General features: G+C 35.6%; 32 protein-coding genes. 9 read left to right on the top strand and 23 right to left on the bottom strand.

Annotated elements, in window-relative coordinates; genetic code table 11:
- Positions 1 to 17: 17 nt before the first annotated feature.
- A complete protein-coding gene (locus L8T27_RS08820; RefSeq protein WP_233314049.1) occupies positions 18 to 257 on the bottom strand; it encodes a hypothetical protein in 240 nt (79 codons plus the stop codon).
- A 228-nt stretch (positions 258 to 485) separates the two neighbouring features.
- The gene (locus L8T27_RS08815) at positions 486 to 1,091 is read right to left on the bottom strand and encodes a hypothetical protein (RefSeq protein WP_237941312.1); all 606 of its coding nucleotides are present in this window, start codon (positions 1,089 to 1,091) and stop codon (positions 486 to 488) included.
- 129 nt (positions 1,092 to 1,220) lie between these two features.
- On the opposite strand from L8T27_RS08815, the gene L8T27_RS08810 reads away from it, so the two are divergent.
- Positions 1,221 to 1,529 carry a hypothetical protein gene (locus tag L8T27_RS08810; protein WP_237941311.1) on the top strand — a complete coding sequence of 103 codons (309 nt, stop codon included), beginning with the start codon at positions 1,221 to 1,223 and terminating at the stop codon, positions 1,527 to 1,529.
- A 128-nt stretch (positions 1,530 to 1,657) separates the two neighbouring features.
- Here L8T27_RS08810 and L8T27_RS08805 read toward each other — a convergent pair whose 3' ends face one another.
- Entirely contained in the window at positions 1,658 to 2,293 is a 636-nt protein-coding gene (locus tag L8T27_RS08805) for a DUF1349 domain-containing protein (RefSeq protein ID WP_237941310.1), read from the bottom strand.
- A 174-nt stretch (positions 2,294 to 2,467) separates the two neighbouring features.
- Here L8T27_RS08805 and L8T27_RS08800 point away from each other — a divergent pair, with 174 nt between their 5' ends.
- Positions 2,468 to 2,647, top strand: a complete 180-nt coding sequence (locus L8T27_RS08800; protein WP_233314053.1) for a hypothetical protein — start codon at positions 2,468 to 2,470, stop codon at positions 2,645 to 2,647.
- Between the two features lie 106 nt (positions 2,648 to 2,753).
- On the opposite strand, the gene L8T27_RS08795 is transcribed toward L8T27_RS08800, so the two are convergent.
- The 4 genes from L8T27_RS08795 to L8T27_RS08780 form a co-directional block, all read right to left on the bottom strand.
- Positions 2,754 to 3,305, bottom strand: a complete 552-nt coding sequence (locus L8T27_RS08795) for a DUF2441 domain-containing protein (protein WP_237942284.1) — start codon at positions 3,303 to 3,305, stop codon at positions 2,754 to 2,756.
- Positions 3,306 to 3,440: 135 nt separating this feature from the next.
- Positions 3,441 to 3,911: a CcdC family protein gene (locus L8T27_RS08790; protein ID WP_233314054.1), complete on the bottom strand. Its 471-nt coding sequence runs from the start codon at positions 3,909 to 3,911 to the stop codon at positions 3,441 to 3,443.
- A 141-nt stretch (positions 3,912 to 4,052) separates the two neighbouring features.
- Positions 4,053 to 4,412 (bottom strand): response regulator, encoded by a 360-nt coding sequence (locus L8T27_RS08785; protein WP_233314055.1) that lies wholly within the window; start codon positions 4,410 to 4,412, stop codon positions 4,053 to 4,055.
- 157 nt (positions 4,413 to 4,569) lie between these two features.
- Positions 4,570 to 5,277 carry a cytochrome c biogenesis CcdA family protein gene (locus tag L8T27_RS08780; protein ID WP_233314056.1) on the bottom strand — a complete coding sequence of 236 codons (708 nt, stop codon included), beginning with the start codon at positions 5,275 to 5,277 and terminating at the stop codon, positions 4,570 to 4,572.
- Between the two features lie 244 nt (positions 5,278 to 5,521).
- On the opposite strand from L8T27_RS08780, the gene L8T27_RS08775 reads away from it, so the two are divergent.
- Positions 5,522 to 5,695 carry an aspartyl-phosphate phosphatase Spo0E family protein gene (locus L8T27_RS08775; RefSeq protein ID WP_233314057.1) on the top strand — a complete coding sequence of 58 codons (174 nt, stop codon included), beginning with the start codon at positions 5,522 to 5,524 and terminating at the stop codon, positions 5,693 to 5,695.
- Positions 5,696 to 5,865: 170 nt separating this feature from the next.
- Here L8T27_RS08775 and L8T27_RS08770 read toward each other — a convergent pair whose 3' ends face one another.
- The 11 genes from L8T27_RS08770 to yneA all read right to left on the bottom strand — a co-directional run bounded on the left by L8T27_RS08770 (position 5,866) and on the right by yneA (position 13,950).
- Positions 5,866 to 6,075: a hypothetical protein gene (locus tag L8T27_RS08770; RefSeq protein WP_233314058.1), complete on the bottom strand. Its 210-nt coding sequence runs from the start codon at positions 6,073 to 6,075 to the stop codon at positions 5,866 to 5,868.
- Between the two features lie 571 nt (positions 6,076 to 6,646).
- The gene (locus L8T27_RS08765; protein WP_237941308.1) at positions 6,647 to 6,859 is read right to left on the bottom strand and encodes a hypothetical protein; all 213 of its coding nucleotides are present in this window, start codon (positions 6,857 to 6,859) and stop codon (positions 6,647 to 6,649) included.
- Positions 6,860 to 6,937: 78 nt separating this feature from the next.
- Positions 6,938 to 7,603, bottom strand: coding sequence for a 3'-5' exonuclease (locus L8T27_RS08760; protein WP_237941307.1), 666 nt, complete (start codon positions 7,601 to 7,603; stop codon positions 6,938 to 6,940).
- A 431-nt stretch (positions 7,604 to 8,034) separates the two neighbouring features.
- A complete protein-coding gene (locus L8T27_RS08755) occupies positions 8,035 to 8,529 on the bottom strand; it encodes a tyrosine-type recombinase/integrase (protein ID WP_237941306.1) in 495 nt (164 codons plus the stop codon).
- A 265-nt stretch (positions 8,530 to 8,794) separates the two neighbouring features.
- Entirely contained in the window at positions 8,795 to 9,013 is a 219-nt protein-coding gene (locus tag L8T27_RS08750) for a YneF family protein (protein WP_127741347.1), read from the bottom strand.
- 86 nt (positions 9,014 to 9,099) lie between these two features.
- The gene (gene sirA, locus L8T27_RS08745; RefSeq protein WP_233314062.1) at positions 9,100 to 9,543 is read right to left on the bottom strand and encodes a sporulation inhibitor of replication protein SirA; all 444 of its coding nucleotides are present in this window, start codon (positions 9,541 to 9,543) and stop codon (positions 9,100 to 9,102) included.
- 182 nt (positions 9,544 to 9,725) lie between these two features.
- Positions 9,726 to 11,735 (bottom strand): transketolase, encoded by a 2,010-nt coding sequence (tkt, locus tag L8T27_RS08740; RefSeq protein ID WP_233314063.1) that lies wholly within the window; start codon positions 11,733 to 11,735, stop codon positions 9,726 to 9,728.
- Between the two features lie 240 nt (positions 11,736 to 11,975).
- Positions 11,976 to 12,395 (bottom strand): DUF4279 domain-containing protein, encoded by a 420-nt coding sequence (locus tag L8T27_RS08735; RefSeq protein WP_233314064.1) that lies wholly within the window; start codon positions 12,393 to 12,395, stop codon positions 11,976 to 11,978.
- A 123-nt stretch (positions 12,396 to 12,518) separates the two neighbouring features.
- Entirely contained in the window at positions 12,519 to 12,752 is a 234-nt protein-coding gene (locus L8T27_RS08730) for a DUF896 domain-containing protein (RefSeq protein ID WP_233314065.1), read from the bottom strand.
- A gap of 122 nt (positions 12,753 to 12,874) precedes the next feature.
- Positions 12,875 to 13,531, bottom strand: a complete 657-nt coding sequence (locus tag L8T27_RS08725; protein ID WP_233314066.1) for a YneB family resolvase-like protein — start codon at positions 13,529 to 13,531, stop codon at positions 12,875 to 12,877.
- A 104-nt stretch (positions 13,532 to 13,635) separates the two neighbouring features.
- On the bottom strand, positions 13,636 to 13,950 hold the full coding sequence (yneA, locus tag L8T27_RS08720) for a cell division suppressor protein YneA (protein ID WP_233314067.1): 315 nt from the start codon (positions 13,948 to 13,950) through the stop codon (positions 13,636 to 13,638).
- Positions 13,951 to 14,106: 156 nt separating this feature from the next.
- Between yneA and lexA the strand changes: the two genes are divergently transcribed.
- Positions 14,107 to 14,727, top strand: a complete 621-nt coding sequence (gene lexA / locus L8T27_RS08715; RefSeq protein WP_233314068.1) for a transcriptional repressor LexA — start codon at positions 14,107 to 14,109, stop codon at positions 14,725 to 14,727.
- 119 nt (positions 14,728 to 14,846) lie between these two features.
- Positions 14,847 to 14,990, top strand: a complete 144-nt coding sequence (locus L8T27_RS08710; RefSeq protein WP_233314069.1) for a hypothetical protein — start codon at positions 14,847 to 14,849, stop codon at positions 14,988 to 14,990.
- Positions 14,991 to 15,155: 165 nt separating this feature from the next.
- On the opposite strand, the gene L8T27_RS08705 is transcribed toward L8T27_RS08710, so the two are convergent.
- The 3 genes from L8T27_RS08705 to L8T27_RS28645 form a co-directional block, all read right to left on the bottom strand.
- The gene (locus L8T27_RS08705) at positions 15,156 to 15,929 is read right to left on the bottom strand and encodes a nucleotidyltransferase domain-containing protein (RefSeq protein ID WP_237941304.1); all 774 of its coding nucleotides are present in this window, start codon (positions 15,927 to 15,929) and stop codon (positions 15,156 to 15,158) included.
- Positions 15,926 to 16,402 carry a YbaK/EbsC family protein gene (locus L8T27_RS08700; RefSeq protein ID WP_237942282.1) on the bottom strand — a complete coding sequence of 159 codons (477 nt, stop codon included), beginning with the start codon at positions 16,400 to 16,402 and terminating at the stop codon, positions 15,926 to 15,928. Before L8T27_RS08700 ends, L8T27_RS08705 begins: the two co-directional genes overlap by 4 nt.
- Positions 16,403 to 16,703: 301 nt before the next feature.
- A complete protein-coding gene (locus L8T27_RS28645) occupies positions 16,704 to 16,829 on the bottom strand; it encodes a hypothetical protein (protein WP_267913293.1) in 126 nt (41 codons plus the stop codon).
- Positions 16,830 to 17,035: 206 nt separating this feature from the next.
- On the opposite strand from L8T27_RS28645, the gene L8T27_RS08695 reads away from it, so the two are divergent.
- From L8T27_RS08695 to L8T27_RS08685, 3 genes are all read left to right on the top strand, one after another.
- Positions 17,036 to 17,617 (top strand): CBO0543 family protein, encoded by a 582-nt coding sequence (locus L8T27_RS08695; protein WP_237941303.1) that lies wholly within the window; start codon positions 17,036 to 17,038, stop codon positions 17,615 to 17,617.
- A 53-nt stretch (positions 17,618 to 17,670) separates the two neighbouring features.
- A complete protein-coding gene (locus L8T27_RS08690; protein WP_233314073.1) occupies positions 17,671 to 17,829 on the top strand; it encodes a DUF4021 domain-containing protein in 159 nt (52 codons plus the stop codon).
- A 157-nt stretch (positions 17,830 to 17,986) separates the two neighbouring features.
- On the top strand, positions 17,987 to 18,619 hold the full coding sequence (locus tag L8T27_RS08685) for a histidine phosphatase family protein (protein WP_233314074.1): 633 nt from the start codon (positions 17,987 to 17,989) through the stop codon (positions 18,617 to 18,619).
- A gap of 37 nt (positions 18,620 to 18,656) precedes the next feature.
- On the opposite strand, the gene L8T27_RS08680 is transcribed toward L8T27_RS08685, so the two are convergent.
- Positions 18,657 to 19,277 carry an NUDIX hydrolase gene (locus L8T27_RS08680; protein ID WP_233314075.1) on the bottom strand — a complete coding sequence of 207 codons (621 nt, stop codon included), beginning with the start codon at positions 19,275 to 19,277 and terminating at the stop codon, positions 18,657 to 18,659.
- A 107-nt stretch (positions 19,278 to 19,384) separates the two neighbouring features.
- Here L8T27_RS08680 and lepB point away from each other — a divergent pair, with 107 nt between their 5' ends.
- The gene (gene lepB, locus L8T27_RS08675; protein WP_237941302.1) at positions 19,385 to 19,927 is read left to right on the top strand and encodes a signal peptidase I; all 543 of its coding nucleotides are present in this window, start codon (positions 19,385 to 19,387) and stop codon (positions 19,925 to 19,927) included.
- Positions 19,928 to 19,940: 13 nt separating this feature from the next.
- Here lepB and L8T27_RS08670 read toward each other — a convergent pair whose 3' ends face one another.
- Entirely contained in the window at positions 19,941 to 20,417 is a 477-nt protein-coding gene (locus tag L8T27_RS08670; RefSeq protein WP_233314077.1) for a (2Fe-2S)-binding protein, read from the bottom strand.

The following is a 20,417-nucleotide window of genomic DNA, read 5'->3' as shown; positions in this document are numbered from 1 at the left end:
TGTCATCATTTCTTAAGTTATTCAACTTCTTTAAGCATCTTCTCTATAACTACTAATCTTTGATTCAATTCATCTAATCTTTGGTTTATTCTTGCTGAATTTTCCCTTTCTAGCATTAGTCTTTCCTCCGCTTTTTGTTCGAGTCTTTTGGCTATTCGGGAAAGACTAATCCAAGCGATAGCTCCTATAATGATAATAGGTATTAATTGCAGAAATAAATTAACAATCATGGAAATTATGAGCGTATTATTAGCCATTATTAAACCCCTTTACTGGTTTTCTTTTTTCTTGTTATTGGTGAAGAAAGGAACTAGTGAGCTTATTATTTGTTCATTAATGGTGAAACGCAAGAAATACAACTTATAGTATTTCATCGCCTTACCGCTATCTGATATTTCCATATCACACTTGATACAAGCTCTGCCTCTCCTAATTTTGATAAACGAAGATACAGTAAGGCTCTGCTGATAAGCACCTTCACAGTTCTATAGATTCATTTTTATTTCAAGCCCTGTTGGTTCATCCATTAAAAAATCTCTATATTCTTTAAATATTAAACGAATGCCTGAAACATCATCTGGTAGGGCTGGAGAAACAATAAAACTATATGTATAATGTCCTGTTGAACCGCCTGATCGATTGTTTCGGCACTCATATTGCTTGTCGGTAATATTTAAAGCGTAGGTAGGATTTTGTTTCTTGATTCTGGTCATAATTGGCGTCTCTTCAGACTCTTCCCAGTCAACATGAAGCTTTATGACACTAGTATTCTCATACTGGCGAATAACGGTTAAGGAATAAAAACGGCCAGCTATCTCCTTTACTTTTTGCACAGCAATCTGTTTTCTGAAACCAACTGGTTCTATTGTCGATTTAAATATGTGATCATAATTCATTGCTCCAAATAATTGATATAAAAAGTTCGGATAAAGTTCGTACTGATTTGCCCAGCTAGAAAGAATTTCTTCAGGTGGTACACCTGGATTATCGTTGGAAAGGATTTTACGTTGTTGTAATAAAGAACAAATTTGTTCATCAATTTCGAGAAGTTGATTATCATAATAATCTGTAAAGCGGGGAACTTGTTTCATATAGACCTCCTCCTTTTGTATTTATTGTTACTTTAACAGAAAGTGGAATAAAGTGTATATGGATATGGTATAATTTTCTAAAACAAATACAATAGAAATATCTTTTCAGAAATATAAGGAGCAGAAACTATGTTAAAAAGAAAATTACTTGCTTGCATGTTTACCTTCCTTTTATCTCTTTCATTCATTACAATATTATTGCCTGCAAATTTATGGTTTTCTGAAATGGAAATGCAATCAGACTTTATTGGTGATTTATTTATGTATTCCGTTTATATAGGGTTAGGATTATTGATTTACGGTCTCCCTGTTTCCATCCTTATCGAAAAAATAGCTAACAAACTTCCTGAAGGAAGATGGCATTTACCTTTGGATTACATGTTTTATTTGGTTTCCTTCCCTTCTTTCTATTATGGTTTTTTACGTTATTTTCATTAATCAGCTCTATTTTATTTTTTGTAATAGATGAAGGAATAAGATTCATAGAAAAAAGAAAAGCGATGGAGGTAAAAGTCTAATAGCAGACTGGATGTAAGTAAAAAAAAAGAGCTGCCTATTGGCAACTTTTAAAGGTAAGCTTCGTTCGGATCTGCTGAAAGCTCTTCTATTGTCAAAAATTCAAATTGCACAATTTGTTCCTTTCCTTGAGGACTGCATGCGAATACTCCAGCAGAAATTGGTGCGTCATTTGGAATATCCAAATGAGCTAAACGTATTTGCGACCAGTCATTACCATTCCACGAAAAGTCAACATAGCAGTTTTGAGCTATTCTCGATATTCGGAAGTACAGATTTGTCTCATTAGATTCCGCTTTTTGAGTCGACCAGTCCGAGTATCCTTGATTAGTAACGACAGCTCCTAATTTACTGAGCTCATCTGTGATATATTCTAAAGAAGTTTTAACCCAGACATCTTGTGAATAGCGAATCATCAAACCTGCATGATCATACTTTGATTTTGGGTATGTTTTTACCTTTGTTGTCATCCTGAAGTTCTTATCTGTTTCTATAAACAGAAAGTGCCCATTGTCTGCTTGAAAGCCATAATGTGTTTTTTGCCAATAATCTGTTTCCTGATCTGTTTCTAACACTAATTGCGAGCTTTTTTCATCGACGTACCATTTTCGCGGCTCACACCGCCACTGAAGCAAGCTGTTCAACTTTGTATTTTCAAACTTTTCATCGAGAAGCAAATTACCCATATTCCATTTACCTCCTATTTTCCCAATTATAAGTATACGCTTTCATTATACTTCAGCTTACTTCTATAAGATATAAAAAAGTCATGAGAATCTTAGACTTATATGGTAAATATTATGTTAAAATGAATTAGATTACGCTTAGTGTTCAAATACATATACTTTTTGAGGTAAACGATGAATAACAAATTGCTATTTACTTTTTCCACTCTGTTAATTGCTGCGATTGCATTTATCACAAGAGAGATTGCTACTGTTATGATGCTGTACTTAATATTATTAGCTTTACATGGCATCCACGGCACATTGAAGAATTTCTATGAAGATTGGAAAAATCGGAATAACTATCCTCACTAGAAGGATTTAATACACCTCCTGTTTTGCAGAAATGGGAGGTGTTTTTACTAACACACAAACCATAGAGGAAAACATGTAATTTGCTACTATAAAAATTTTTATGCAGCTAAGCTTCAGATGTATAATCATCTACTATTTCTACCACTTCTATCCTGCCGTTTATTAAAAGTTCTGGAAGCTCATTTCCTATATTTTCTTTCCAATACTCTCTTGCTTCCTTGATCTTATGTGCAAATGTTGCCCCATCTTCTTTTGGCAGAAGACTGCCATCACCTTCAAAACAACAGCCTATAACCTTTAATTTAACAATTTGCAAAACATTGCGGTTAAAAGAATCAAATAATACTTTCCACTTTAATGCATCTTCATAGCTTTTGGCAGCATACAAACAAGACAATCGTGAAGGATATTCGGAAAATTCTTGAAGCCTTACCATTTCTACAATTACTTCTCTAATAGCGCGAACGGTTTGGCCAACATATTCAAAGGCAACTTTTGCATCTTCGTCCTTTAAGTTCAGTTCATCTGCTGAAAAGTTATTATAGAAAATTCTCATAAAGTCTTCTCCTTGAGAATTTTTCCAGTCTCTTTCGAAAAAGAATCGATAAAGATTATTAGCTTCATTCTTATCAAAGTTCAGAACCTGGCCAAGCGCCATTTTCTTTCTTGTAACTAGATGATAAACATAATATACTCCATCCACCTGCATCGCCCTCCCTTTCCCAGTATTAGTTCTCGTCTTTTTTTGAAAAGCCTGCTATAATAAAAAACCTTATCCAGAAAGGATAAGGCTTTAACTAGCTTTAAGCTGTGCTTCTAGTTTTTTATAGTTAACTAACATCGCTATTCTCCAAGGTACAATCATCGAAAAAGCAAGAATCCAGAACATTCCGCTTAGTGCTCCCACATCTATGGAGCTGCTTAAGATTAATTTAGCGACAATCCGAACAGCAAGAAGTCCAAATAAAATAAAAATAAAGGCTTTCGACTTTTTCAAGTATATATCATTTTCCTTTATCTCAAAACTTGAGGTTTTAATCAACAAGATAGAAAAAAGCATACCTATAATACAAGATTCCAATATCTCCGTTGTCGTTACCGCAAACATCGGAAAAACGAACATGAGCGCGCCTGTGCTCATCATGACAGGAGGCAAGATAATTTTTTTTGCTGATACTGGTTTTTTTGCCGCTTTCATTCGGACGACCATAAAAAATGTCCCCATGAAAATAGCTACAATTGATGATAGAATGACTGATGTCATTGCTCATCTCTCCTTTTTATTTAAGCCAGCCGATTGGCTATTATCATTTAATCCTATTATATAGTAACAAAATTTAGCTTTTTTTAAAAGAATTAAAAAACGGATATGATTTGCATCATACCCTAAAAACTCCATTATACATTAGCTCAATACTCTATTGACAGCATCTAAAACTCTGTTTTCATCAAACGGCTTAACAATAAAATCCTTTGCTCCTGCTTCAATTGCTTCTACTACCATTTTTTGCTGTCCCATTGCTGAACACATAACAACTTTAGCATTTGGGAATTCTTTTTTTATTTCTTTGACTGCTTCAAGTCCACTCATTTCTGGCATTGTAATGTCCATAGTGACTAGATCTGGATCTAATTCCCTATACAGGCGAATAGCATCTTTCCCGTTTTCTCCTTCACCAACCACTTCATGGTTTGCTTTGGTTAGTATGTTAAAGAGTGTCAATCTCATAAATTTTGCATCGTCTACTATTAATATTCTTGCCATAGTTGTTCCTCCTCAACAAAAAACGGACAAATACTTTTCCATCTATAAATTAGCACCTTAAACAATATATCGAATCTTTGTGATCTTTTCAATCACTATTTTTTGATAAGTTTGCGGGCATTTCCCTTACCTATTATTATACAGGAAAGTAAAAAATTTAAAAGCCTTTGAAGCCTCCAAAGATTGGCGAAAGAGCTCGAATTATGACATTTAGCCCATTAAAATACAAAATAATTCCCATAATTATCATAAAAACTCCTCCTATTCTCATAAAAGACCTGCTGTATCGTTGAATGACAGGCATACTCCCAATGAAAAAGGAAAGCAGCAAAAAGGGAATCGCAAACCCTAAAATATAGGCAAACATATAGAGAATGCTCGAGGCTGGATTTGTGCTCGCTAAGTAAAGAACAGCACCTATAATTGGTCCAGAGCATGGTGTCCAGCCTGCTGCAAAACTTATTCCGATTAAAAAGGAACCAAAAAAACCAGCTGGCCTTTCACGGAATGTGATTCTCCGTTCCTTCATTAAAAATTTCGGTCTGATTATTTCTAATATAAACAAACCAAAAACAATGATAATAATCGATCCTGCCTTTCTCAACAACTCCATATGCTCTTCAAATAATGTCCCTATTAACGTAGTGCTAAATGCTAAAGCAAAAAAAATCGAAGAAAACCCTATCAGGAAAAAGATTGTATGCAAAATGCTTGTTCTTTGTAGAAGTACAGCATTATTTTTCATACTGCCAACAGACATTCCTGTAATATAGGAGAGAAATGCCGGATAAAGCGGAAGACAGCATGGAGATAGAAAGCTTAAGAAGCCTGCTCCTAAGGATATAAACAAATTAATATCACTCATCAAATCCCTCCTGTTTATGTCCATCCATATACTATATGACAAGCTTTCCTTAATATGATATTTACAGATTTTTTGCATTAAATTCCATAAATCGCTATAATCAAGATATAGACATGCATAGTAAAAGTTTTTTAATAGCTTAAGAAATAGATAACACTTTTGATGCATAAGATTTCGGCGGCATGTACATGATTTAAGTAACAAGGATGTTCGACGAATCATAAAGCTAGAAAGGACTAATACCATGTCAAATCAGCAATTGGTTTACTTAATAGAAATAAAAAGACAAAAATTAGTTGAAGCTGCAAAAGAACATGGTTTTGCTTCACCCATTGTAATCAGCTGCAGTCAGGAACTAGATATACTTATAAATAAATTAATGGAAACTACCGCTAATCCCAAAAAAGTTTCTAAATAAAAAATCCCCCACTTTATGAAAAGAGGGGGATTTTCTTGAGGAATAATATATTCAATTATTCCCCCGGCAATCGCAAAAAACGACAAATTTATTGGTTTTTCACCATTGCTAATAATCGACTTATATATAAAAAAGACATCCAACAGGATGCCTTGTACTAATTTTCTATCTCAATACATCTCTCTCGTAAAATCATTAGGTGCTTCTTCAACAGAGAAGCTTAACACTTTATCAAAATTAAAATATTCTCCTGTAACTGAATCCTGAATCCACTGATTCTTTAAAATAAAGCCTGTAGCATTGCTTAAATGATTGTGCCGAATAACCAAGCTTCTTTTTTCATCATTTCCATAAGTAAAATAAACAATATATTCTTTCATATTGAATACACCTCCACTATTATTAGTATTCGGTGATATAACAAACAATTCCTTCTTAATAACGAACACCTTACTAAAAATTTTATAACTTGGCGGTATTCTCGCCTTATTAAGTAGATTAGCTATATCTTCAATTACAAGCTTAAATCTTTTTAGCCAATAGTTCACAAACCATTTCATTCATACTCACTATTCATCGTCTCTCTTTTTTAAACTCAAATATTCCCACTATAATCACACCAACAAAAATAATAGAAAGCCAAAGCCACCAATAGTAGATAAACTTCTCACCTTCTGTCATGTATAAACAGTTTCAATAGCTAACGATGTCCCTTTTTTTAAATCTCTGTTTATTTACAAAAGAATTAATAAAAATAGTGTTTGTTCTTCGTTTACATTCCATAAAATCTCATAATATACTTTACTGTAACTTACATAATTAAGCGAAGTAAGTTATACACCGATCTAACCTTCACTAAGGACAAGTGAAGGCTTTTTATTTTATACGCTTATCCAAAATAAAAAGCCCATTACTGTACTTCCATTCGCTTGTATTTACCTTTCCCTAACTTTAACCACTGGTCACTTCTATGTATTGCATACCATAATGACTTACTAATTGCAGTTGGATAATATGTTTCCACTTCTTCACATAAAACTTAGACAATTTGAATATATCTATAAGTTCCTGATTACTAATAACTACACCTGATTTAACCAACTTAGTGTATTCCATTAAAAAATCCAACGTTGATTGATTTAAGTTATACTTTTCTGTAATCATAATAATCCCCATTTACTTTTAGATTATTATAAAATAAAAAGCCCTATAATGGGCTAATTTCATTTTAAATTCCCTGTTTTATAAAGTCACCTTTTTTCTTACTTTACTACTACATTGCTTACATTTGCCTTTTTCAATTTCGTTATGGTATACGATTTCCCCACATTCTCGACACTTCTTATATAGATTACTTACTAATAATTCATTGATATTATTTTCAAATAAGTGAATCTTATTTTCATACTTAATAAATAAGTGTGCAGTATTTATAGAATCATCCAGTCCAGAATGTAACTTTCCTTCATGATTAATATTTGCAAATTCTAAAGCCTTTTTTAAGCTAACAGGATGATGACTTCCTAATACTTTAGAAATTGGTTTTTGTATGTCAGTGTAGTTTTTTAACCAGGAAATAGGATATGCGTCAATTGAATAATTATTAATTAATATATTGAGGTCAGATGGACTCCACGTACATATATAGTAATAATCTTCACCTATCCACTTTTCAAACTCCTTCATCGCTATAGCCAAAGGGATTCCCTTGCGCATTTCAGCCTCTGTAATACCGATCATTTTTCTAGATGATTTTCTTATGTGTCCTGTCTTTGGTAAAACAATGCGCCTGAAAGTAGAAATGACTTTGGAGTTTCTAACTTTTGCAGCTCCAATCTCTATAATGTATTGTTTTTCCCCTTTGTTGAAAGTAATTTGATTTTCTAGATCAACAATTATGACATCCATGATGGTTATTACATCTCCCTCTTAATGCTGTACAAGTAAAAATTATACCATTCCTATTATTAGTGTTCAATTTCACTTATATTATTACTAATAAAAAGTCTGCATTTATCAATAAAACACCCAATTAAAATTGAAGGTTGTATTTTATGTATTTATTTAATATCTGGAGTTTCTTTCAATATCACGCATTTCATTGCTCATTGATCTCATATCGTCGTGCATATCAGCAACTGAATCTTGTACATCATAACATTGCTTCTATTCTTTCTCTATGTCTCCTATTAGTATGATATAAAGTAATGCACTCTTCTAAAGTTTTAGCCTGAAGCGTATCGATATACTCAATAAATTCTGTAATTCCATGGTGAATATGATACTTACTAGGAACAACATTAAATTTATCTATTTTTGATTGTGCAACATTTGAAAAGTCATTTTATATCCTTTTCAGTGCTGGGGATATGAAAACATTCCTCTCTATTCCCTTTACCATTGACCAAGATAGTAACGCCATTTACATTTTTACTTAATAATCCACGTATCTCAATTGATCTCAAACCACAATCTGCAAGCATAGCCACAATTGCCTTATTTCTCGTCTCAAGATTGTTATTATAACTGAAAGCATCTATCATTGCTTGTACTTCAGTTACAGAAAACCCTTGTATTAACTTTTTAGGTACTTTAGGAGTAGCGACTTTTTTCGCAATATTCTCCTTTATATAACCTTCTTTCTCACACCAACTAAAGAAAGCTGATACCATCTTAAACATAGACACTATACTCTGTGGCTTTAATCCATCCTTCTGTTTTAGCCGTACATAGGACTTTAAATCAAATATTGTTATGTTTTCTAATTGTTCAATTCCAAGCTTTTCATTTAGGTACTGTTTGAGTTGTTCGTACTCTTGACGTTTATTTACCATGGTCTATGGGGTAAAACCCATTGCTTCACAATGATATAAATACTCGTTTAATACATCTTCAAATTCCAATGAAAAAACCACCTTCCCTATGATTATGTTTTCACAGGAAAAGTGGTTTTAAATTAGTTTGATGAAAGTTACACCAGAAGGTTAAACCAAATGCGATGTAAATTCTAGATGAAAGATTCACTCTACAAGGCATTTTTAGGGAAACCTTTATCTATTAAACGCTATGTAACAGCGTAGAACCTACAACCACAAAGGTTTATTTCCCTTGTTGTTTGTTCATTGCAGCCATCATTTGATTGATTTTCTTTTGGGATGGTTTCATTCCCATTTGCATCATCATCATTTTAAGCATTTGCTCGTTAATTGGCGGGTTGTTCTTCAAGTAAGTCATCATGTATCTACGCGCGATGAAGAACCCAATAGCTAGTCCAGCAATCAGTGCCAAAACACCAATTAGAATATAAAGCCATAGCATATATCTTTTCCTCCTTCATGTTGTCTATTACTTAGTGTACTAGACCAAAGAATATTATACAATATTTGTCCAATAATTTCTCATGTTCATATCAAATTTCTTTCTTTTATTGGTTTTAACCAGCCAAATCGGGCATTTTCCACGTCAATCGCCAAAAAGGACGGTTCATTTTTTCGCAAAATTTCAAAGAAAATCGACTCAGCATCATAATATCCTTCTGCTTCAATAACTATGTATTGTTTGGTGAGCCTCAGCTGCGCACTGCTTAAATTGCCGTTTTCTATGTAATATGTATGGCTGTCCTGCTGCTTGAAGCTTTTGTTTTTTTGCAGATCGCCAAACAATAGCTTCTGGAGTCTCCACACAGATATAGGAAGTGTGATATAGTCGATTTGCTTTGCCGTCTCTAATTTAAGCAAGGAATCATCTGTTTTAGTATGCTCAGAAAATAATTTGTAAAACATTCTTTCTTTCCCAAGATAATCAGTTGCTATATCCTCTTTAATCAAATACAAATAATATTTTCTCATACCCTTTGCACACCCGCCTATTTGCATTCTTTTCTTCTATTATAAGGAAGCAAATATACAAGTTGTGTCTCAAGCTGTTAAAAAAACAGACTAGTTTTGTCGAATTCGAAATTTATTGGCATATTCGAGAGATTATGTTCAAAAAAAAGAAGAGCAATCTGCTCTTCTTTTTTCTGTATATATTAGTTGTTATCAAGCACTGCTTTAAGACGTGCTACAACATTTTCTACTGTAAAGCCATACTCTGCTAGAATTTTATTTCCTGGTGCAGAAGCTCCGAAAGTATCGATTGCCAATACTTCGCCTTCGTCTCCAGCATATCTATGCCAGCCTAGTGAGCTTCCCATCTCAATTGCAAGACGTTTTTTCACTGTTTTTGGAAGAACGCTGTTTTTATACTCAGCAGATTGCTGTTCGAAGCGATCCCATGATGGCATGCTGACAACAGATACAGAAATACCTTCTGTTTCTAATGCCTTTTGTGCTTCAACCGCAAGTCCTACCTCTGAACCAGCTGCTACTAGAAGTGCATCTGGAGTTTCTTTGCTTGCAGGTGAAATGACATATGCACCTTTAGAAACGCCTTCGTATGCGTTAACATCCGTCCCTTTAATAGTCGGCAAGTTTTGACGAGTCAATACTAAAGCAGTTGGTTTGTCCGTTGATTCTAAAGAAAGCTTCCAAGCAGCTGCTGTCTCATTACCATCAGCTGGACGAATTACAGAAAGGTTTGGCAATGCACGCAAACCAGCAAGCTGTTCAACCGGCTCATGTGTAGGACCATCCTCACCTACTGCAATACTGTCATGTGTAAAGACATAAGTTACAGGCAAGCCCATGATTGCTGCAAGTCTGATTGCTGGTTTAAGGTAATCAGAGAATACGAAGAACGTTCCTCCAAATATTCTTAATCCGCCGTGAAGAGCGATACCATTCATAGCAGCACCCATTGCGAATTCCCTTACTCCGAACCAGATGTTTCTGCCTGCAAAGTTTTCAGGAGTGAAATCTTTTTCTCCTTTAATCATTGTGTTGTTGCTTCCTGCCAAGTCAGCAGAACCGCCAATGAAGGAAGGAACGTTTTTAGCGATACCGTTAAGCACTTCTCCAGAAGAAGCACGGCTTGCAAGGCTCTTGCCTTCTTCATAAACAGGAATATCTTTATCCCAGCCTTCTGGCAATTTATCATCGATTGCAAGCTTGAATTGTTTAGCAAGCTCCGGATATTCACCTTCATATTGTTTAAGAAGTTCTGTCCACTCTTGCTCTTTTTTCGCACCATTTTCAGCGATTGTTTTTTTGAAATGCTCGTAAACCTCTTCAGGAACATAGAAATCCTCTTCGAAAGTCCATTTGTATGCTTCTTTCGTCAATTTGATTTCGTCTGCACCAAGTGGAGCACCATGTGAAGCAGATTTACCAGATTTGTTTGGAGAACCGAATCCGATAACTGTTTTCACTTCAATCAATGTTGGATGGTTTTCATCTGATTTAGCTGCTTCCAAAGCAGTTGTCAATTCTGCAAGATCGTTTCCATCTTCAACACGCAAGTATTGCCATCCATAAGACTTAAAGCGTTGTTCTACACTTTCAGAGAAGGACTTGTCCAAGTCTCCGTCCAATGAGATATCGTTTGAATCATAAAGAACAACTAGTCTTCCAAGCTTTAAGTGACCTGCAAGTGAAGCTGCTTCTGCAGAAACACCTTCCATTAAGTCGCCGTCGCCGCAAATGCCGTATGTAAAGTGATCTACCACTTGATATGAATCTCTGTTATAAACAGAAGCCAAATGTCTTTCAGCCATTGCCATACCAACAGCCATTGCAATACCTTGACCTAGTGGACCTGTTGTTGCATCAACACCAGCTGTGTGCTTGTATTCTGGATGTCCAGGAGTTTTGCTTCCCCATTGGCGGAATTGCTTTAAATCTTCGATTGATAAATCATAACCGGATAAATGCAGCATGCTGTATAGCAATGCAGAACCGTGGCCTGCAGAAAGAACAAAGCGATCGCGGTTAAACCAAGTTGGATTTTTTGGATTATGGTTCATGAAAGAAGTCCATAATTTATATGCCATCGGAGCTGCACCCATTGGCATTCCAGGATGGCCGGAATTAGCTTTTTCAATACTATCAATCGCTAATGTGCGGATTGAACTAATAGCTAAGTTATCAATTGTTTCTGTCATTCACTAACATCCTCTCATTTATAAATCGTACATACTTATAATAAATGTCTCGGCTTTATAACACAACTCATTAGATTATAAGATGTCTGACTTTTATAGTATAAACCCAATTTCGGTAAAAAAAAATACCATGATGACTATTTAATCTCCCTGTATACCAATTCTTTCATTATATCTTAACCAAATTCACAAAAAATCCTAAAATTTTTTTGAATTTCATACAAAGAAATTTTATGTTTTCTAGTAAGGATTGGCATATAAATCGATATCAAAATCTGCTTCAATTTTGGAAGCGAATTCTACTAAATGGCTATCTAAATGCAAACTTGGTGAATATCCATCATTAATTTTTATCACGATAACGAAACTGCATTCTAAGCCAAATTCCTCTCTAAGATCATTTATAACAGTAGTTTTCCCCTGTAATTGTCTTATAATTTGCGATATCAGTTCTCCTGTATCAAGAGATTCTTGATACCCGGTACTGAGTTCCCAAGATGTATAGCTTCTAGTTAAGTTTTTCGTTTCATTTATCTTTCTAATGAAGTCACCTTTTTTATAAATTTTTGTTGGGTATATATCCAAGCGTTTTGTAACCTGCTCCAATGGAAAATCATCTGCGTAGATTTTAAAGTACACCTTGATTTCTGTTTGATCCATTCCATTCTCACCTCTTGTGATTCCATTAACCATCTTTTATTGAAAGTGAAATCTTCAACTTTTTAACAAATTCCGTTAATCGTCAGAAATAAAAAAAATCATGGCAAACTAAGCCATGATTTTTTAGTGCAATTTTTTCTTTTCTTGAATGTCTTTAATTTTTTGAGGAGTTACATCATCACCATTCGGGTCATAGATTTTAACACCTTCTAGTGTTGTAAGCATGTTAGAACGGAATGTTTTTAAGTATTCAGCTCTTAATGCAGTTTGTTCTTTTGCTTCTGCTTCAGTTAAGCCTTGTTCTTTTTTCTTTTTTGCCAACTCGTTTATGCGATTAAGCTTTTCATTTGAAATCATCTGCATTTTCTCCTTTCCTTCTTCCATTACGGAAATCCCCGAAATATATATGGAAACATAGTTAAGTTATTTATGAAAAATTCATTATAACATAAAGAAGTGCAGCTTTACATTTATCAGCATTATTTGGCAGCGTCTTTGTTCTCATCCATAAACTCTTGATATCTTCTATGAATCGTCGCTTTCGAAAATTCATAGCCTAAACCACGAAGGGTAGACGCAATCTCTGCGAAGGTTAGTCCGTTCTTCTTCAACTTAACCACTTCTTCTACTGGAACTTCCAAGCGGCTTCTTCCTGAATGAACACCTTGATTCCTCAGGTTTTCTGCTGGCTTATAGCCGTTTTCAATCGCTCTGTTCATACCTCTTTTAATCTTAATATTATGTATCTTTCTTTGGTATTCTTCCACAAGACTAACGATTTGCAGCACCATGGAGTCTGCATCAGATAAAACCAGCTCACCTGCATGTGATATGCTGTAAAGCTTTACCTTTTCACGCAAGATGCAGTGCAGTATAGCAATCTTTGCATTCCCCCTCCCCAGTCTTGTCTCATCCTGTATCAAGACGGCTGCGATATTCTCTTCCTTTATGATTTCAAGCAGCTCTAGCAGGCCATCTCTTTCGAGGTCGAAACCGCTTGCCTGTTCTTTAATGATATGACAGACACGAAAATTCTTTTCTTTGGCGAGCTGGAGGAGCTCTTCTTCCTGTCTTACTAAAGAGGTTGCCTGTTCCTCTTTGTCTGTAGATACTCTGCAATATATTACAACGTCCATTTTATAACCACCATTAACAAGTTTTTAATACACAGATGCCGCCTGCAATTTATAAGCAAGCGGCATCTGCAATCCATATTAACATAATATTGTTTATTACTGCTTTAGTCTGCTGCAAGCATTGTGTTCTGCTTTTCTAGCAGGACTGGAATAACCAGCTCTTCTCCTGTTTGAATCTGATTACTGGCAATGTCATTATGGTCTTCCACCCATTTGATAAACTGTTTTTTTGGCATGCTGTATAAACCCTCATATTGATCAGAAATCTCCCATAGGGAATCCCCTTTGCTAACCGTTACCTTTATGTATTTATCTGTATCTGCATGACTGGACTTTAATGCGATGATAAAGCATGTCACTAAGCTGAATATTATAAGTATGATAGAGTATGAATGTTTTCTCCAAATTTTTTCGACCATTGTAAATCACCCTTTATTTAGAATGTACGTTCGCTTATATTTGCATTTTAATACGAACAGATGTTTTGTGTCAACAAAAAAATCAGAACTTATGTTTGTATCGATATTTATTCCATGTTATACTAGCTGTAAGAAATAATAGTCGAGGTGCATACAATGCAAAAGCTATCTAAAAGACAACTAGATATATTGGAATACATAAAAGAAGAAGTCCGCCTCAAAGGCTATCCGCCATCCGTAAGAGAAATTGCGGAAGCTGTCGGACTTGCTTCAAGTTCAACTGTACACGGGCACTTGGCAAGATTGGAAAGCAAAGGCCTAATCAGAAGAGACCCTACAAAGCCACGTGCAATTGAAATACTAGACTTGGAAGAAAACAATATACCAAAATACAACATTATCAATGTTCCTGTTGTCGGTAAGGTAACTGCAGGTTTACCAATCACAGCGATTGAGAATGTAGAAGAGTATTTTCCTCTTCCTGAAAGACTTGCTCCAAGTGATGAACAAGTATTTATGTTGGAAATTATGGGAGAAAGTATGATTGAAGCAGGGATACTTGACGGTGACTATGTAATTGTAAGGCAACAGAATTCCGCTAATAACGGAGAAATTGTTGTCGCAATGACAGAAGATGACGAGGCGACAGTCAAGCGCTTCTTTAAAGAAAAAGATTCGATTCGTCTTCAGCCGGAAAACTCTACGATGGAGCCAATTGTCCTTCGTCATGTAAGCATCCTTGGAAAAGTTATTGGCGTATACCGCCATATCCAATAAAAAGAGATGTCGTCCTTAGTGGTCGACATCTCTTTTTATTGGATATGTTCCCGCTGATTAGTGTTTACTCTCTGTAAATGGGGGTAAATTTCTACTATCAAATGATAAAAGGTGATGTAATGCATGATTTAGAGATTAGGATGTTCGTTAAAGAGCTGCAGCATTTGAACCGCGAATATCTTGTCTGTAATAACCCCACAGTCAAAAAGCTGATACTGTCCGATATCCTCTTGTTGATTTCTGTCCTGCCTGCTGTTATATAAACTAGTCTAAAGTGACTGTTAAGACCCTCAATCTTTTTTCCATAGTGTGTTAAAAGGCTGTAAAAATAGAGCTGCCTGTAATACTGAGCCTTGTTTAGCAGGCACAAGGATATTATTTGGGAGACTATTTCTAATTACTAATTTATGAATAGTCTCCTTTAATTTTTATTGATGCCAATCATGGATGTTGAGTATTTTTCGAAAGAAGCTGTCCAGTGTTAAAGTGATTTCTCTTTCATTATAGATGCTTACAGGCATTGTATCTGCTGTTAATTGAAGAAGCTTTAATTCTTCTGCTATAAAATGATTAAGAATGGGATAAATAACTTCTTGCTTATCTCCACTGGCTTTCTTATTAATCAGCTTAGTGATTTCAGAATGAAGTACGCCATTGTCGTTAACCTCAAAGAGCAGTTGCTGGATATCATTTGGAGGCATTTCTTTATTTCTGTCAATCCACTTGCATGCAAGAATTGATTTCAAGCAATAATAATAAAGCTTTATTATCCCCGGCTTTTGTTCAAGGTCTTTCCAGTTATTCTTTGCGAGCTGGAGATAATGATAAAAGGCTGTTTTTGTATTAAATGCCTTTTTGTATAGATCCAGCAGCTCGCTTTCAAATTGATTATCTCTTATATACACGATATCCGATTGAAGCCACTCAGCAAGTGATATATTTGATTTGCGCAAAAGTCTTAAAGTTTTAGCCAGCTCCCAGCCGCTTATATCCAAATTTCCAGTCTTATCTTCCAGACTGTCCCTTTTTTTGTCTAATGACAAGTACCATTCCTTCTTGTGCATATAGATAAACCGAACATCATAATCGCTGTCAGAAGAAAATGAACCCTGTGTTCTGCTGCCAGCTTCCACGGCGTACAAAATTTTAATAGCATGCTCTTGTTCGAGCTCTTTCAGCTTGTTCATTATTGTCTCTCTCATTCTTCTCTCCAACCTTTGCAGACATCTACCCAGCCTTTCCCGTTTCCATACAGGAACAACTCATCACATGTCAGTTCAATTGCCGAATTGCTGCTGCCACACGCAGGGAATACGGAAGAGAAACGCTGTAATGATTCATCTAAGTAAACGTCCATGTTTGTTGTCAGTCCAAACGGACAGACACCGCCAATCATATGGCCTGTTTTTTGGAACACTTCATCAGCTGTGAGCATGCGAGGTTTTTCTAAAAAAGCAGCCTTGAATTTTTTATTATCAATTTTAGCGTCACCTGCAGCTACAATAAGCACACCCTCTTCTCCTTTTCGAAAGGAAAGTGTTTTAGCAATTCTGGCAGGCTCTACATTTAAAGTATCTGCTGCCTCTTGCACGGTTGCGCTTGATGTTTGAAATTCCATGATTTCCTTTTCTTTCTCCCACTTTGCAAAGTGTGTTACAACATTCTCTAATGACATATAAATCCCCCAAAGTTTTTTCATTTATCAATAAATTCAAATATACCATTCTGTGCCCCTTTTTTTCAAACGTCAAACTTCTATATAAAAAAAGCGCAGCCGGCAATTGGCTCCGCTCTTTCTATTTCAAACAAAAGTATTGTAGATATTTTCGCATTCTGCTTTTTGCCCTGAGAAGTCTTGCAAGCAAATCAATATCTGCAGATGTCGCTTTAATGACACCCATGACTCTCACCTCCTATATTCCATCCTATTAGCAGGTGACTTATCTCATTACAGACTAGAGATATCAGTGCTTAGTCTATAAACCAAGCACTTCCTTAAAATCTTTAAAACCGATTACGTAGCTAAGAATAACAATGGAGCCCATAAACATTAGAAAAAATGCACCTTGCAGATAGGTCTTCATCTGTTTTCCAAGTTTCATTTCGTTCACTCCCTTTTTTGCATATCTTTTCCAATGACATATTCTAATATGCAGTAAAAAGGTTTTTCCCAATTGGAATCATAATTTACAGAGGTAAGAGCAATAATAAAAAAATATTCACGCTGTAAATTGGCTTAACACGCCTAATTTAATTTTCCTGGTAACTGATAAGCTGGCTTACTAAACTATATGAGTGGTGAGTGAACATGATATTCCTTATTCATGACATGCCGACACATACAGAGATTAATGAGGCGAAAAAAAATCTCGCCGATATGACATTAAACCATTGGCTTCACCATGATCTATTTTCTATTCAGTGGTGGATACTTGTTTGTGCCACCATACTTCCCTATTTTATTTGGTGGAAATTAGTGAATAAAAACCGTTTTTACGAGATTTTCACATATGGGCTTTTATGCGGGTGCTTTTCTATTGTCTTAGATATTATTGGGACTGAAATGATGCTTTGGAGCTATCCGGACAAGCTACTCCCATGGATACCGCCATTAATACCAGCGGATCTTGTGATGATTCCGATTACTGCTATGCTTGTATATCAGTATACAAATAAATGGAAAACGTTTATTGCGGGTACCATCATTTGGGCTGTCTTGTTTTCATACATATTTGAACCGTTATTTGTTGCTTGGAAAATGTTTATGCTTGGACCTGTCTGGAAACATAGCTATTCTTTTTTCGGCTTTATCTTCCTCGGCATATTTTTACGACTATTATTTTTAGGGATAAAAAAGGAGCTAATCCAGAGCTTAAAAGACAGCACATAGCGAGTGCATATAAATGATAAAAAGCTGGCATCCTACAATCGAGGTGATTTGTTTTGGAAAACAACAATAACAGTCAAAATGAAGAATTAAAACAAAAACTGGCGAGACAGCAAGCAGAATTAGGCGTTGATATGGATGAGCAAGAAATAAATGGCTTATGGGGTATGCTGGAAACAAAAGAAGAGGATATGCTTCATAAAAAAGACAAATAAGACCTGTTAAAAACAAGAGTTCTATCTCCATTTTTTATAGAACTCTTGTTTTTTTGCTGCAAATATTTCGGTAATGGAAGGTATTCTGCTCTGATATAAAGAATATATGAACAGTAAGATTATGTTTGAAATATAATGATAGGAGAATACATACTAAATGACTAAATTAACTCTGTACTTCGTACGTCACGGAGAAACACAATACAATATCGAAAAAAGAATGCAAGGGTTTTGTGATTCCCCTTTAACCGACAAAGGTATACAGCAGGCGAAAGCAGTAGGTGCCGGTCTTGCTTCCATTGATTTTAAAGCGGTCTATGCAAGTGAAAGCCAGCGAGTGCTTGACACAGCTAAATTTGCATTAGGTGAAAGAGAGCTTTCTGTATCAACAGATGCACGTCTGAAGGAAATGAATTTCGGTGTTCTCGAATCATTGTTAGAGGAAGAGATCATTTCAGAGCACGGCAATATATTAGAGAGAATATTCTCTATGTCTGACATTGACTTCAGAGTACCAAAAGGAGAATCATTTACCGATTTATTAACAAGAACAAAAGCCGCGGTAGAAGAAATCATTGCAAAACATAAGGACACAGGCGGTAACATCCTGCTATTTTCTCATGGTGTGACAATTGGTTACTTTATCATGTCTGTTGCAAAATTAGAAACCTTCCCACATCATGATAATTGCTGTGTGTCTGTAGTTTCCTATGAAAATGGGAAGTTTACAGTGGAACATACTGCAGATCCTTCCTTCCGTGATAAAGGTAGAGAAATGCTGCAATCTTAACAATTCTTCCCTTTAGGTCAGCTTGTAAGCTGACCTTTTATTTGTGTAAATACCCCTTAAGCAATGCTGCAATTTCCTTAAAATAAGAATCTTGGTGGGGAACAAACTTGTCTTTCCCTATTTTTAAACTCTCCTTGCTTTTAGTTGCTCCAGCTTGCCAAGGGTAAATTTCCATTTCTGCTCTTGTACCTGTACAAAAATTATAAAAGCATTCAAACTCGGTTATTACCATTTCTGAAACTTCCTCTTCTTGTAAATGGAAAGAAATATTATCATTCACGAAATATACATAAATATGACTAAATTCATTATCTGTTAATCGGTCTGTATGAATGATATTCTTGACAATTCCGAGCTTATGTAACTGATCCTTATTTACACTGAAAAAGCCTAATTCCTCTTGAAGCTCGCGCACTCCATTTGCCGGGCTTTCTGTTGCTAATAAATGTCCAGCAGCTGTAATATCATAAAGATTAGGATAATCCTTTTTGCTTTTGCTTCTCTTTTGCAGAAATACATAATGTTTGCTGTTGATTTTCGTCATCAGCCAGAAATGAACCGTTTCATGCCAAAGTCCTTGCGTATGAATATCTGTTCTTGTTGCTACCCCCTTTGCTGCATAGTTCTCGTCAAATACTTTCAACCATTCTTCTGTCATAACACGCTCGTCCAATCTTTATTGTTATCATTACTCTTTATCATATCATTGATTTCCAATTCTTTTCTAGTTAGAATATATATATAACAAATATTAGGAGAATACAGATGAAAAAACGATGGCAGCAAGAACTCTATTCTTTGCTAAAGTGCTTTGTTTTTGCCATTATTATTGTAGTAATTTGCAGGAACTTTCTGTTTAGTCCAAGTGTAGTTCATGGTGAAAGCATGTCTCCGACTTTCGAGGACGGCAATAAAGTTATCCTGAGCAAAATCAGTGATATTGAGCATTTTGATATGATAGTATTTCATGCACCTGACCAGGATGCAAATTACATCAAAAGGGTTATCGGCCTTCCAGGAGACACGGTGTCAATGAAAGACGACGTTTTATACATTAACGGCAAGGCATACACAAAATTCTATTTAAAGGAAAATAAGCTAGGAGCAACCACAGCAAAGCTGACTGGCGACCCTACACTTGAAGAGGAAACTGGTGAGAAAACTGTTCCGAACAACAGTCTGTTTGTGCTCGGAGATAACCGGCTTAAAAGTAAAGACAGCAGAGATTTCGGCTTTATAAGTGACAAATCTGTTATTGGCAAGGTTGTTTTGCGCATATATCCGCTAAATGAGATCGGACTTCCATAAAAGCAAGGGAGGGCTACTGCCCTCCCCTTGTTATGTTCATCGCTTGAATAACTGCCTGCTCTATTTCCTCGTAGCTCGTACAACGGCAAATATTGGATGACAGCCATTCACGTATCTGCTCTTTTGAAGGATCAGGCACAAGTGTCAGGGCATGGGCATTCATAATAAACCCTGTGGTGCAATAACCGCATTGAAAGGCGAATTGCTCCATAAAGGTTTTTTGGATAGGAGCTTCATGCAGACCCTCTACTGTTACAACTTCCTTGCCGATTGCTTCAACTCCAAGCATAAGACATGATTTCATAGGCTCATTGTCGACAAGCATCGTACATGCACCACAATCACCATTTAAACAGCCTGGTTTGCTGCCTGTTAAATGAAGCTCCTCTCTGATCACCATCAAAAGTGTTTTATTTGGAACAATAGCGACCTGTTTTTCCTCCCCATTAACAAACAGCTTTATTAATGTTTTTTTTGCTGGTATATGCAT

Source organism: Niallia sp. Man26, assembly GCF_022049065.2.
Taxonomy (GTDB): domain Bacteria; phylum Bacillota; class Bacilli; order Bacillales; family Cytobacillaceae; genus Niallia.
The sequence above is the reverse complement of the archived record's forward strand: the minus strand, read 5'-3'. Positions and strand labels throughout refer to the sequence as shown.